The organism is Kangiella sp. (assembly GCF_014762745.1).
Classification (GTDB): domain Bacteria; phylum Pseudomonadota; class Gammaproteobacteria; order Enterobacterales; family Kangiellaceae; genus Kangiella.
The window spans coordinates 1-14,965 of record NZ_JABURJ010000118.1 but is presented as its reverse complement, the minus strand read 5'-3'; the positions used below and the strand labels follow the sequence as shown (position 1 = coordinate 14,965).

Sequence of the window (14,965 nt, the reverse complement as noted above, 5' to 3'; positions counted from 1 at the left end):
TTATTTTTGCCTATCTTTCCCATTGATAATCATAGGCTTAACCCCCTAAAGGATTTATATTTGAAGGTTTATTTTTCATAATAATTAAGAATATCTATTCTGCATTACTTGAACTGCTCTCCGATCATCCTTTTTTTTAGTATAGGTCATTTTTCTTAATTATTAGGAAATATAAATCTGCATGGAAAGTTTGCAGTAAATTCTTTACTCGATAGACTTTTCTTAATACATTGTGGAAAAAAGAATCTGTACTCCAGAGCAAAAAAGGAATGCAGTTTTATTTTTCGCAATGATAATAAATTATGGAACCTGACTTTTGTTCGATTAGCGGCTAAAAATAAGGCAATGACTGATAGATGCAAATAACAGACCTATCTACTTGCCAAGCATCTCGCGAAGGCCTTTAATAGCTCACCTGGCAAACGTTTAATCTTTATCAACACCAAAGCTTAACTTTAATCCATAGCCGCCTTATACGCCCGCTCAGAGGCCAGGCTTAATTGTTGATAAATTTCTTATCTTTCACCGAGTAGCATTGTTCGGACATAACTAAATCACTTTAGAAATTATCCCCAAACTCTCTTATCAAGATTTGTGAGCGTTGAAAAATAACACTGGTTCGAAGGGGCGGATTTTAAAAGGTTTTCCTAAGAAAATGTGGACTAATAAAAATACCTGATAACCATTCGATCAAGTTGTTTCTTTATAGATTGCCATTCCGGCATTACCTGTCCCATAAGCTTGTAGAATCGTTTGCTGTGGTTGTGCTCTACCAGGTGGCAGAGTTCATGTAGTATGACGTAGTCGATGCATTCTTTGGATGCTTTGACGAGGTGGGTGTTGAGTAGCAGTCGTCCTTTGGGGCTACAGCTCCCCCATTGTTTTTTCATGGTGCGGACGGTGAATAGCGGCGGTTCTGTGACCCAGGGTGTTTTCTGGACGACTTTTTCAAGCCGATCTTTGAAGACTTGTTTGGCTTTGTCTTTGTACCAGTCATCGAGTAACGCTTTAACTGTTTCGGCAGATTTCTCCTTGCAGTAGATCTCCAAAGTGCCTCGGAAAAGTCGGACTGTTGATGTCTGCTTTTTATCGGCATGCACTTTCAGCATGTATCTCCGACCAAGATAGAAGTGCGACTCGCCGCTGATATACTCTCTTGGACTATGCTCTTCATTGAGTTTTTTAAACTCGTTGAGCTTTCGGTTAATCCATTGACCTCGTTTCTTTGCTGCTTCTACTACGTCTTTGTCGGATACATCTTTTGGGGCATAGACCTGAACAGTGCAGTCTGAGTGCACTTTGATGCTGACTTTAGGGCTGGACTGTTGTTTGTCTTTGCGCTCAAAGACAATTGCTTCGTCGCCATAGTAAAAACTTAGCAGTTTCTTGGTCATGGCAATCCCCATTAACCTTGCCCCGTCCCAACACGAACAGTGTGAATAACAGATTCTACGATGGCGTTTGCATGTTCAAAGCCAGCGCCAGCGTTCTTACACATCATCATGGTGCTGGGTATCAGCTTTTTCCTGATGGCGTTTTCCATCTCTTCTGGATTCAGTGAGTTCTCATGGATAGCCGTATCAACCGCTTCATCACATTCAACCGCAAAATCTATCCAGCTTCGCAGGTCATCTTCATGGATGGTTGCAAAGGTTTCCGGCAACTCTTTTTTGAATATCCCAAACAAGGCCTGCGCTCGCTTGTATTCTTTTAGTTCACTTGGAATATCATCAAGCTCACGACTATTAACCTTTTCTTCGAATTCCTTAAACAGCATGTACTGCTTCATGGGGTGGTCGAACTGGCTTTCTGCCTGCTCAATGACTTCTCTGAGCAATTTGGAGAAGGCCTCCTGAGCATAAGGATCATCGCGTAAGTCCTGCTCGATGGTTTTAGTGACGCGGGTTTTGATGATATCCGTTTCATTTCGGGTTTTATCATCCGTCCAGTCGTCGACCTTCTGGCTTAGACCCATTTTGCCTACCTCATAAACGCCTTCCGATTCACGAACCTCAACCCCGACCACATGCTTATCCAATAGCTTTTTAATGCTGTCTTCATACTCACTGTAATCAATGGTTTCGCCTAAAGAGTTTTGTACGGCCTGACGGATCGCAGTCATCTTCTTCAGGGTCTGCTTATATTCCTTTCGGTCTTCTTCAGTAAAGCTTTTGTCTTCATAGAAGTTTGCCGATTGGAGCGCCACTTTCAGGCAAGAGGAGAACTCTTTTAAGGCATCATAAAATTCATCACGTACCTTCTGGTTGGTATCCACCATCTCGCCGTTGATTTCTTTAATCTTTGGCAGCAGCACCTGATAGTACTGTTCGTTGTCGCCTTTATTTTTAACACTCGCAAAGAAATTCCACAGGTTCTTATTGAGCTGAGGCAGTTTTCGATACTCGGTGTTCATGTGCGAGTAGAGGCCTTCGATATCTTCAATATCGTAGCCGCCCTGGGTGCGAGCCGCTAAGTCCTGATACTTTCCAATTGCAGTATCCAGCTCTGCCAATATCCCTCGATAGTCAATCAGGTAGCCGAACTTCTTATCGGGGTGTAAACGATTGACCCGCGCAATCGCCTGGATCAAGTTATGTTCTTTTAGAGGCTTATCAATATAGAGTACCGTATTCTTGGGTTCATCAAAGCCGGTCAGCAATTTATCGACTACTATGAGTAACTTTAGATTGGGATCTTCACTAAAGCGTTTGACCACATCTTTGGTGTAAGCTCCTTCATCCTGATTACCAATGTTATCGTTCCACCACTGGATCACTTCAGGCACATCCTCAATGTTTTGATGGCCTTGGCGCATGTCGGGCGCACTCATAACAATGGCACTCTCGAATAGCCCCAGCTCATCAAACTGTTTCTTATACTTAACCGCTGAGGCTTTACTGTCACACGCTAACTGAGCTTTCTGACCCTCTGGAAGGTTCGCCTGAATATGGCTGGCGATATCTGCGGCAATCAGCTTGATTCTATCTTCAGAACCATAAACCGCACCTTTCTTAGCATACTGACGCTTGAGGTCAGCAACTTGCTCTTCGCTTAACCCCTGAGTCAGTCGATTGAAAAAAGCATCAATTGCTCGATCATTCACATCAAGATCAGGGATCCGCTCTTCATACAACAATGGTGTAACCGCTTTATCCTCAACCGCACGTTGCATGGTGTAGGCATGGATGATGGAGCCGAACTTGTTGGTGGTTTTATCATCTTTAAGCAGTGGCGTTCCGGTAAAGGCCACAAAGGATGCATTTGGTAGCGCTTGACGCATTCTGATGTGGTTCTCACCATCTTGGCTACGATGCCCCTCATCAATCAAAACAATGATGTCTGGGCTGTCGTTGTGGCACTCGGGTAATCGAGCTGCGGAGTTAAACTTTTGAATCAGTGAAAAGATAATCCGTTGATGGCCCTGGCCAATCTGTTTGGCTAGCATTCGGCCAGAAGTGGCGAGTGAATCCTTCTTGTCCTTTTTGCCCTCAAGCTCACCGCCAGTAGTAAAAGTCGCGCTTAACTGAGTTTCCAAATCCTTTCGGTCTGTAATAACTACAATGCGGCACTGTTTCAGCGACTCATTGAGGAGCAACGCCTTGGACAGGAACACCATGGTCAGAGACTTACCCGACCCCGTGGTATGCCAGATAACACCGCCACGACGCGAACCGTCGGCATCTTTTTGCTGCACCCGCTCCATGAGCCTTTTGGTGCCAAAGAACTGTTGATAGCGAGCGACAATCTTACCAATCTTACTGTCGAACAATACAAAGTAACGACTAATCTCTAGCAGGCGCTCTGGTGTTAATAAGCTGATCAAAAGCCTGTCTTGTTTGGTCAGCGCCAACTCTCCGCCAGCAACCAGGCTTTGATACCAGTTGCGGTAACGAGCTTCACGGCAATCGAATATGGCATTAAAGGACTCTTTCGCCAAAGGCTTATTCTTCAACGCAGCCATCTGCTCATCGCTAAAGTCTTCTTCGCGCCAGGCTGCCCAGAATTTAGGGCGTGTCCCACAAGTGGCATAACGGCCATCGTTGCCGCTAATACTCAGTAGTACCTGACTGTAAGCAAACAGGTGCGGGATTTCATCGTTATGCTGATTGCCTAGACACTGCGAAATACCTTCTTTAACCGTAGGCCCTTTGCTGGCATGTCCATCGGGGCGCTTGGCTTCAATAACCGCCAACGGCAAACCATTGACGAAACAGACAATATCAGGGCGTTTACTACCAACCCCACCATTACGGGTAACGCTAAACTCGTCGGTAAACAGGAAGCTGTTATTGTCGATTGAGTCCCAATCAATGATAGAAATAGTCGGATGGGCTTTTTTACCATTAATAATTTCAGTAACCGAAACCCCATACACTAAAGCGTTATAAATCTTCTCATTAGCTTTAGTGAGGCCTTCGTTTAACTGCGGCTGGAGGTTAGCAACAATCGTATCAATGCTTTGTTGGCTTAAAGAATACCGCTCGCCATGAAACTCGAACTGACGCTTTTGCAGCTGCCTGCGCAACTCATCAACCAGCACCACTTCATTCTGGCTATTGCCGCGTAGCTTCAACGCCTGCTCAGGGCTAATAAACGTCCAGCCTAAATTAGCCAGCAATGTCAGCGCTGGGATCTTAGCACTATATTCTTCTTGGAATTCTGGCATTGTCTGACTCATGCAATATCCTTTAATTCTAAATTACTGAGGCTGGCAAAATGACCTTCCCAATCGCCCCTCATTAAACAATCATCTTCTATACAAAAAGGAACAACCCATAAATGTAATTCGGGTGAATAACTGAACATCGGCAAGGGCTGTGCAAACCCACGATGCTTCGGATAAATCAGCATCATATTACCTGTGCCATTCTGATATTTATGACCGTAAGCAAACAGCTGATACAAATCTGACTGACTGATGTTGTACTTTTTGTCGGTTGTGTTCTCATCCGCGTCGAGAAGCTTCCACTTGATATCTAGAACCTGATCAGAACCAATGTTCGACAGAAGTAAGTCTGGCTTGAGTTGGAACCATTCACCGGTAACATCACTACCCTCTGGAGTATGGGTCAACAAGTACATCGAAGAGCGTTGCTGCAACACCTTTGAACCTGCCGAAACCTGGCTTTGCAAACAGGCGGTCACATGATTCTCAAATAACTGCTCCATTGGGAATAGCAAAGTAATGCCGCTAAAACGTCCTTTTTGAAAACTGGGATTTAACTGTTCTAACAACAAGCGGCACCAAGGTTTTATGGCATTGTAGGGCTGCATCAGCTTGGTATTTTGCCATTGGTGGAAATGGCTCATGGGACTTTCAACTTCAGGAATAACATCCAGATAATGCGAAAGCTCGTTAGCTAACCGCCAGTTCTCAGCAGACTTACAAAACTTCTTAACATAAGAAAGCGCGGTCTTAATCAGCCTGTTTTCTATTCGATTAGGGCTATAGACATCATGACGGATATGGAACAGATGCGCCTTACCAGGCGGTTGTCTCTGCTGAGCCGCGATATTCAGCTGCCCTCTGATAAATCGAGCTTCTTCTTCGACTCTATCGTAATCATGCCTAAGTCCACGAGATACCAATAGTTTCAACTGATCCAAGAATTGCTTAAATATCCACTCGTGAATAGGAAGTCTAGTACGATTTAATTTAGCAGCACCGTACTCTTTTGCTTCTAACTGCAACGAGCTCATTAAAACCTTTTGCAGAATTGCCCGTGAATCTTCGGGGTTGTCTTGCCCCAAACCCGTTTTGGGAAGAATCTCGATACCTTCGCCGTTCGGGCTTTGAATATAGCCAACATAACTATTGAGTTTTAATTCCTGGTGGTTTTGCACAACCAGCAATTTAAAGCTGTTTTTCATCCCCTCATTAAGCTCAATCAGCCAGTCAAAGGTTTCTTCTGAAACAATACCTCTGTCTAGCGAAGGTTCACTATGAGTCGCTGTAGTTATGGTGGCATACTCCCGAACCTGTATCATTAGGCTTCTTCCCGCTCTTTAGTACTATGCTTCTCAATGATGTACTTGTAAGCAGTTATTCTTTTAAAAGCTTCTAAATTAATTTTATAACGGCGGTCACTCACTTCCGAAACCACCTTGTCGCTGAAGATCTTGCTGAGCTTCTCATTCTCTAAGTCTTCACTTAGGTGAATGAATCGATCTAGCTTGTGCTTTTTATCAATATCGTTTAATACCCATCCGATTCGCTCCCAATCAGCGAAGAAGTATTCCTGTAGCAGTGGAATAATCTTGTTCTGGAATATAACTCCAAGTTCATCCAGCATTTCTTCATCAGTTTTTAAATCCTTGAGTGACCAGAAATAGCTGTGCCCAATCAAATGGTCTCGATCTAAAAGGATCTCAATCCGCTGATTCATTATGGTTAATAATTCTGCAATATTAACGCCATAAACATTAATATCCCTCAATAACTCAGGATCAGGTAGCATCTCTTTAAATTCGAAACGGCGTCTTAAAGCCAAATCCAACTGAGCTAATGATTTATCCGCAGTATTCATTGTTCCCAATACATAGAGGTTAGTAGGAACTGAAAAAGGCTTCTTAGAATAAGGCAAGATAACGCTACGTTCGTCAGAGCCGCCAATCCGCTTATCTTTCTCAAGCAAAGTAATCAGCTCACCAAATATCCTAGAAATATTGCCTCGATTAATTTCATCGATAATTAAGACATAATTGGGCTTATCCTTCGAAGGTGACTCTACAGAATAACCTCGTTTCGACAACTCAGCTAATAATGAATCCCAGTCAAACCGATCAAGCTTATATACCGTTTTCTGGACGAGTTTTATTTGATTATTAAGTTTTAAGATATTGAGCTCAATATTCTTGAATAACCATTTAACCTTCCTTCTGTTTATATAGTGATCAGAACACTCATCGCCACCCGGTATGTACTCATAATCAGAGGTAATAACACCAACACCATCAACAGAATTTTGATCCTTTAAACTTAATACAATATCACCAATTTTCATCTGCTCTACAAAACAGGAAAAGGTACTACGAGTACTAGAAGATCGAGAATTAAAATAAGCATCCTGCTCTGGAGTTCTATCTTCATTGGCTAAATTACCAGCTAACGGCCAACCAATTCTAATTTCATCATTATCAAAACAATAATCTTTTAAATCACTTTCCCCCTTTCCTAGCGACACTTTCCAAATCGTTGGGTTATCTGCAATTTGAGAATCTATCTTAGATGTTGTAGCCGTTCTTGCATTATCTGCAATTATTTTAAAAACGCCATCTTCAACATCGTATTGAACCCCTGAGCGATCTTTAGAAGTACTTGCTCGTATACCCTCAACAAAATCTTCGTATGAAAAGCTTTGATGGAAAGTCGTAAAAGCAATCCGCTGCTCTTCAACTAAACTATCGTACTTTTTCTTTAATTGCTGACGGTATTCACCGTCTCCTAATTTTCGCTCAAACAGGTCGTAAAACCATACTGGGTCAGCAAGTTCAACTGCAGCCTCAGTAGTTATATAGGTTTTACCTGTTCCTGGAGGGCCGTAAAGGATTGTGTTCAACACCCTACAATCAATTCGACTTTTAGCATGGTTGTCATAAGAACTGTAAGCTTCTTCCACGTTCTCCCCTTCATATTCGTCATACCAATCGCAAATATTAGATAGCTCATCCTCACTTTCAATATCAACAAGGTATCCTAACTTATCCAAGTTAATACTTTTAAAGTCAGAAAAGACATTTGTGTTCTCTTTATCGGATAACAAACGTACTTTGACATCATCAAACTCATCGAAAGGGTCTTCTTGTAAATATACTTTCGCACTTAATAGCTTAGGTTCTATAGCGATTAACTTACCCAATTGGGTTTTGAAAATACTGATTCCTCGACTTTTATATATATAGCCTTCCGCATATCTCGACTCTAGGAATTTAATTGCCGCTTTAGCACTAAAACTCTTCTGACTAAATTTCCAAGCATCGAAGGAAATTTGAGCAAAGTCAGATGAGAAATTACTTCTAATGTATTTAAGAGTATTCACGTACTCATCCCAATTACTTGGTGAAGTAATGTCATTATGCTCAAACCAAACTTTGGTAACCTTATTAATTGGAAGGTATTTTTCGGGGAATGTGTAGAATAGGCACTCGGTTAAAGTAGCAAATCCAGCATTAGGTATCTTTAGAGCTCTATTGAATAACTGCGCTGTAACTTGCTCATCTTTTGCAGCTTTAAAAACTTCCCATAAAGTTTTGACCATATCTGGGCTACGGTGAGACGCATAAGGAAACAACCATGTCTTTAAAGCTTGTGAAGAAGGAACTCCATTGAAATCACTTGGAATCTCACACTCAACATTCTGACTTTTAAGTAGTTTGGTAATATATTCAGTCCTTTTTTTGTCTCCATATTTCATAAACATAGACATAAAGGAAAAGGGGTCAATTTCTTTTAGCGGAATTTCATTACCATGTTGATCCCTATCTTTTAAACCTTTATCAATACCGGTTTTATTGAGTATATCTACTAACTCTTCTTGCCTATCTTCATAATCTGCAATCCAATTTGTAATTGCTTTAAATGCGGGCTTCCACGTAAATTGGTTCATTATAGCTCCTGTTATAAATTACAAATAGAAGAGATCCGTTATATCTCTCTAAAGCCTGAAGCGGAGGTTTTTAGCTAACATTTTTAAAAGCTGCTTAATCTCATCAGATAGTTCGTCGTCATTTGCCAAGTCTTTAATCTTTTGTTTTAGGTTTTCATTAGCTCTGAATTTCTCAAAATTGGTATTTTCCAAAAGCCAATTTATTCTTCCCCAGTGAGATTCTTTTATCCAGTAAGTGATTCTTCTCTCTAAGTGTGATTCGCTTATAATATTAATAAAATCTTTGAAATGCTCCTTTAATCCGTTGAATCCTTTATCATCTAGTTTATCTTCAACAGTATTAAAATAGGTCTCTGTAATGCTCTTGATAGACACATTTGAGTCTGGAATGACGGATGAAAGATCGGAAAAATGATTGAAAAACCACTCATGTGGAGTTTCTAAATCACCTTGAGCGATTGATTTATAAAACCATTCAAATACATCTACGTAATTAGAACTTGCTTTCCATTTAGAATTAAATGCCACATCCAAGAGGTAGGAGTTGCTCTCAAAACAATCTTGCCATTGGTCTTTAGATAATCCACCAACAACTTTTAAACAATAAGCTGCTATTTCTTCTTTCTCAACATCGTATAATAGATAAATTACTTTATCGTAGGATAGTGGGTCACTACTTATTTGCTGTTCAATATCTTCCAGAGAGTTATATTGCAAGAAGTTATCAACAAGTTTATTCTGTATTTCATTGTCTGGAAAGTTATCTGATAAACAGTCAATTTCATCGAAATAGAGCATCCCTTTGGAGTAATCATTGAATTCAATGTTTAGAATCTTTTGGGTTAAAGCATCAGCTGCGAACTTATAGCCATAACGAGCCAAATCCCAAAGTTCATCATTAAAATCATATTTACTGATAATTTCGCTAATTTCCTCTGAATCATGAGTTTTTAACAAGCTAGCCTTTTGCTTATATTCGTTTCTCAGTATGTTGTTTGTGTCAAGTTTATCTCCTAAGCAAATCTGTATAAGTAATAGTAAGTCAGGATCAACTTGTGGATAGTACTGATTAATCACTCTAATAAAACGTTGATCATTAACCGCTTTACATATTTTTGCTTTATGCTCCTCAGAACCATGTGAGAAAATTGCAAGTAAAAGTTTATAACCAATCAAACTACTCTCTTTATTATTATTCTGAATTACAGGGTCATAAATCCAATGACTTAGTACGTCTAGAAGTTCATCAAAATCTGACTGATAAAATTCTGAATGTTTTAAAATTAAGTCTAAGGCCACTTCGGCAAATACTTTTTCAAGCATTCTATTTCGAATAAGGCTACGAGCGGAACTAATTAATAACTCTTTACTAGGTAAAATCTCGTCGAAATCCACCTCATGTTCATTCAGCACTTCTTTCCAATTTCTATAGCCATTAAAATCTAGTTTCTGATGGTGTTTTTTTTCTAGGTCTATCCCTTTTTCAATTAGAAATGCTCTAATATGACTTAGAGGTACAATCTTTTCTAAATCCCCATTGGTTGTTCCTTCAGCAAGATTGTTTATACTTGCTTGCAATTCAGTAATATAGAATGACTTCATCCAATTGTAGAAGTGCGCAGGGTTTGCAACTAACCCTGCTAAACGAAAAAGCATGTCGGGATAATCAACTTTTGTATAATCCCTTTTCGCTGTAGATTTACAAATCGAGTCTTCCAGAGACTTTAAGTAATCATTTTGAAATTCTCTGGGAGCAAAAATCTCTTCAAATACTATTAATCGATTATATTTTGCATCGTCGGCCAGATCTCTGTCTGGCTTTATAGAAGGCCATGCAGCTCTCCACGCAATCCAAAATGCACTACCATGATTTTTGAGTAACTCGTTAACCTGTTTTGATTTTCCATCAATAACAAACTTCCTTAGCATGTCAGCTAGTAGTAGCTCCTTTCCTTTTAATCGTTCGACCCCATATAAAATCCCTGCAATAGACTCATATATTTCTTCATTATAAAAAGGAGATACATAGGTAGGTAGTTGTCTATTGATAAGTAACTCTTGAAGCTCAGATCTAGCGTGATCCAATTTCAATATTGCATATGCAGAAAGGTACTTAACCCTAAAATCTGTTGAAAACCTAAGTCTCAAGGCACCTAACTGATTAATATAATTCCTCATTAGCCTAGGCGTTGGACTTTGATTACATTCTATTGCAGCATATTTCTTAAACATTTCAGCTGCTTCAGCTATTTCCTCGGGAGTCCAGCTAGTCAAAGATTCTTTAATGTGTTTGGACAAATACTTATCCCAGCCAGACATGATTGGAGTTGGAACATCAAGTATTATTTGAAAGGATTTATCAATAAAAGACTTGGCTATATCACGCCTTTCTTTAGAAATAGGATCTATATTACTAACAAGGATCTCACCAGTTTCAGCAGCAATTAATCCGGGGGCATTATTGCTAATGCGATTTAATGGTATTTCCAACCCTTTCCTATCGAAGGGGACAATAAACCATGTCCTCTTTATATACGTATTATTTTGACGACTATTTCTATGTTGAAAAAACGCTTGGAGCGTTGACCAGATTTTTAGAAATTCATCTTGAGACACTCTATCCAAGTTATCAACTACGATTATGGCTCGCTCATACTTTTTCCCTTTACCCACGTACTCGCCGAGAATATCCTTAAAATATTCTTCGAACTCCACGGAGGTTCTTTCGCCGTCCTCGACAATATCCTGATTATATGTATCTTCTGACTTACTTTGAAAGAAACTCCAATCCTTTTTCCCTTCATCATTTAAATCGCCACCCAAAGCCCAGTAAATTAAATATAATATTGGAGTACAAATAAAGGATAACGCAATTATTGCTAACCAGTGCGGTTCTAGCTCACCTGTTATATCGAAAGTAATAGATTCTGGCTCAATAAAATTTATCAATGCAATACCGATTGGAACTAACATTGCGGCAATTGAGAGCCCAGCTCCAAGCTTCGATGTTAGCTTAGAGCTTTTTATTTCTACTGTTTTCGTCTTTAAGGATATTTTCTTTTTTGTTTCTTGGAGAACTTCATCGGACTCACATTCATCAATTTCATTAATTAGTGACTCTAGGAAAATCCTTCGTAAAGGGTCACCTTCATGCGCCCATGCGTCAAAATGAAAAAATAGTGTTTTACGGTCGACTTTTTTTCTTAGTATCTCTACAACTGTAGATTTTCCTGAACCCCAGTCACCTTCAAGGCCTATGGTGCTTGCTTTTTCGGAGTTACTAACAAGTAAATGGATCGTTTCAGCTATATTTTCATGGGTTTGATCCTCGAAAAAGTCTTCATCCGCGACTTCTTCATTGAGGATTTTAAAATTATATGTTTTTGTTTTAGCGTCCAAGAATCCCTCCTTAATCCAATTTAACCCTTCGTTTGCCAGTTAATAGCTGCTGCATAAGAGCTTTTTTCTCTTTCTTTAATTTTTTCAGTTTTAACTGAATCATTAATATTTCATCATCACAAGCATTCATTACTTCAGAAATTTTTTCTTGTTCACTTAAGGTTGGCGGGCACAAAAACTTTGTTTTTCTGGCATTTGTTATTGTGTATGTTCCAACGGTTGTAATTGACGCTTGTGCTTTTATCTGATTTTGGACATATTTTGAATCAAAGCTATACTTAAAAAAGTCAGAGTTAACCCCTGGTCTTTTCTTTAGCCAAAGAACATTACCATCCTTAAAGTAAAATCTATCCCCATGTTTAACTTGATAAGATATTCCTAAAGTACCAACGCCACTTATTAGAAAGTCGCCTTCAGAAGGAACTCCATACTTCTCTGACAATCCTAAAAACAAATCTTCTGATATGAATATTTCACTTCTAAACTTTTCATTCTTACTAAGCGAAACAAGCTCTCTTGTCCTATAAAATGGTACCCCTTTGTTTTTCCAATCTTCTTGTAATACTCTTTTACTAGACCCCACATCAAAATATTCTTCAATACGACACTTTCGCCATTCTCCATTAAACCTAACGCCGTTGTCGTCGAGAAGGCGTTTTTTGCCGGTGAGGAGTTGTTGCATGAGGGCTTTCTTTTGTTGTTGGCTGTTTTTTAGGAGCTTTTCGGTGGTTGTGATGGCTTTGTCCCATGTGGATAGGATTTGGGCGATTTTCTTTTGCTCAGGTACAGGTGGAATAAGAATTTTAGAATTTAAAACATCACCTTTCGTGATGTTTTTCATGCTACCACTAGTACCTGTCCCTAAGCTCGAAAGGATGTATCTTGTATGGCTTGATCCAAACCAATAAGCAAGCCATCTCATCTCTACTTTTTCTTTTTTTGGCTTTGCTTGCCACAACCTATCTGGCAGGAAGGTGTTTTTCGGGGCATGTTCAACGTAACCATTTGCACCTACCAAGGCTGGAGTATTCATTCGACTGATAATAATCGAGTCATTAATAACAGGCTCTTTTAGTCTATTGATTTCATTATCATCCAATACAGATTTAGTCTCATTTTCCTTAAATACGCCAGATGATACACAACTAGTTTTCAAGATTTTATAAGGTGCGCAGGTATTACCATCATCTTCTGAGTTAACTGACACTCCTGCATCAAGGCTTTCAACCAAGTCCCTAACTTGACCAGTTTCCCAACCCTCAGGCACCATAACCCAGCTCCTTTAGGTATTTCTCCATTTCGCTTTCCAGTTGGCTAAGTTCCTGATTGAGCTTTAGTCGTTCTTCTCTAACGGCCATGAGGTCGATTTCTTCTTCCTCTTCGAAAGTGTCGACGTAGCGCGGGATGTTGAGGTTGTAGTCGTTTTCTTTGATTTCTTCATAGGTGGCGATGTAGGCGTATTTATCGACCAGGACGCCTGCGTTGGTTTTCTGGTCGAAGCCTTCGCCGTTCATGGCTTCTTCAAATTGTTTGAGCAGCTCTTTTGAGCTGGCTGTGCCGTTGTCCATGCCGATGGGGTCGTTACCGTCTTCTGCGCCGAGTAGCTCGCGGTATTTACGGTAGGTCTGGATAATGCGGCTGATGTCGTCTTCGGTTAGTTGGTTCTGGTTTTTTCCTGCTTTGAAGTGTTTTGAGGCGTCGATGAAGAGGACTCGTGGAGAACTTTTCGAGATTGCCGCGTCAACGCTTTGCGATTCCTCGCAATGACGGGATTGAGATTGCATCGCTTCGCTTGCAATGACTGAGTTTTTGCGGTCTTTTCGGAACACTAAAATGGCGGCTGGGATACCGGTGCCGTAGAACAGTTTTTCCGGTAGGCCGATTACGGCATCAAGCAGGTTTTCATCAATCAGTTGTTTACGGATTTTACCTTCGCTGGAACCACGGAATAGAACACCGTGTGGCACCACAACGCCCATACGACCGCCTTTTGAGCCTTTGCTTTGTGGTTTCAGGGTTTCAATCATGTGGGTGATGAAGGCGTAGTCACCTTTGGTTTTTGGGGGAACGCCGCGACGGAAACGACCGTGTGGATCATGTTCGGCTTCGTCATGGCCCCACTTATCTAAAGAGAATGGTGGATTGGCGGTCACAATATCAAATAACTTTAGATTGCCGTCTTTATCCAGCAGCTTAGGGCTGCGGATGGTATCACCCCATTCAATTTTGTGGTTATCTTCGCCATGCAGGAACATGTTCATCTTAGCCAGCGACCAGGTTGAGCCGATAGCTTCCTGACCGTATAGCTCATAGCGCTTGGAGTTGTAGTGCTTTTTAATCCAGTTGCTGCATTTCAGGAGGAGTGAGCCAGAGCCACACGCCGGATCACAAATGCTTTCGCCTTCTTTCGGCGCCAACAGACGTGCTATCACTTCCGATACTTCAGGCGGGGTATAGAATTCACCGGCTTTCTTTCCGCCTTGGGCGGCGAACTTACCGATTAAGTATTCATAGGCATTGCCAATCACATCGAGGTTACCGACACGGCTCGGCTTCAGGTTCATTTCAGGGCGAGCAAAGTCTTCCAGCAAATGACGCAAAATCGTGTTCTTCTGCTTAGCATCACCCAGCTTGTCCGTATTAAAGGAAATATCCTGGAACACACTTTTACTAGCATCGCGCAGCTTCTTACCGTTTTCTTCTTCAATCTTATGCAGCGCCTTATCAATCCGTTCGCCATTACCCATTTCATGACGCTTTTCATAGAGCGCATAAAAACTGGTGCCTTCCGGAAGAACAAAGCGCTCAGACTTCATCATCGCCTCAATCACTTCTGGGTTATCGCCATACTCCTTCTTATACTCATCGTAATGGTCTTGCCATACATCCGAAATGTACTTTAAGAACAGCATAGTCAGGATGAAATCTTTATAGGTATCAGCAGAGATAGTGCCACGGAA

At 40.7% G+C, this 14,965-nt stretch carries 7 protein-coding genes; all 7 read right to left on the bottom strand.

Going from position 1 to position 14,965, the window contains the following annotated elements; genetic code table 11:
- Window positions 1-662: 662 nt before the first annotated feature.
- On the bottom strand, window positions 663-1,394 hold the full coding sequence (locus HUJ19_RS10025) for a SprT family zinc-dependent metalloprotease (protein ID WP_290623994.1): 732 nt from the start codon (window positions 1,392-1,394) through the stop codon (window positions 663-665).
- Window positions 1,395-1,405: 11 nt separating this feature from the next.
- Entirely contained in the window at window positions 1,406-4,678 is a 3,273-nt protein-coding gene (locus HUJ19_RS10020) for a type I restriction endonuclease subunit R (protein WP_290623992.1), read from the bottom strand.
- A complete protein-coding gene (locus HUJ19_RS10015) occupies window positions 4,675-5,988 on the bottom strand; it encodes an McrC family protein (protein ID WP_290623990.1) in 1,314 nt (437 codons plus the stop codon). The genes HUJ19_RS10020 and HUJ19_RS10015 overlap by 4 nt, the downstream gene beginning before the upstream one ends.
- Window positions 5,988-8,606 carry an AAA family ATPase gene (locus tag HUJ19_RS10010; protein ID WP_290623988.1) on the bottom strand — a complete coding sequence of 873 codons (2,619 nt, stop codon included), beginning with the start codon at window positions 8,604-8,606 and terminating at the stop codon, window positions 5,988-5,990. Before HUJ19_RS10010 ends, HUJ19_RS10015 begins: the two co-directional genes overlap by 1 nt.
- A gap of 48 nt (window positions 8,607-8,654) precedes the next feature.
- Window positions 8,655-12,005: a P-loop NTPase fold protein gene (locus HUJ19_RS10005; RefSeq protein ID WP_290623986.1), complete on the bottom strand. Its 3,351-nt coding sequence runs from the start codon at window positions 12,003-12,005 to the stop codon at window positions 8,655-8,657.
- 10 nt (window positions 12,006-12,015) lie between these two features.
- On the bottom strand, window positions 12,016-13,275 hold the full coding sequence (locus HUJ19_RS10000; RefSeq protein WP_290623984.1) for a restriction endonuclease subunit S: 1,260 nt from the start codon (window positions 13,273-13,275) through the stop codon (window positions 12,016-12,018).
- Window positions 13,265-14,965 (bottom strand): class I SAM-dependent DNA methyltransferase (locus HUJ19_RS09995; RefSeq protein ID WP_290623982.1); only part of this gene is annotated, 1,701 nt, incomplete at its 5' end. The genes HUJ19_RS10000 and HUJ19_RS09995, both read right to left, overlap by 11 nt.

Coding starts and splice junctions, on each gene's coding strand:
- HUJ19_RS10025 (WP_290623994.1), bottom strand. CDS start 1,394: ATGACCAAGAAACTGCTAAGTTTTTACTATGGCGACGAAGCAATTGTC.
- HUJ19_RS10020 (WP_290623992.1), bottom strand. CDS start 4,678: ATGAGTCAGACAATGCCAGAATTCCAAGAAGAATATAGTGCTAAGATC.
- HUJ19_RS10015 (WP_290623990.1), bottom strand. CDS start 5,988: ATGATACAGGTTCGGGAGTATGCCACCATAACTACAGCGACTCATAGT.
- HUJ19_RS10010 (WP_290623988.1), bottom strand. CDS start 8,606: ATGAACCAATTTACGTGGAAGCCCGCATTTAAAGCAATTACAAATTGG.
- HUJ19_RS10000 (WP_290623984.1), bottom strand. CDS start 13,275: ATGGTGCCTGAGGGTTGGGAAACTGGTCAAGTTAGGGACTTGGTTGAA.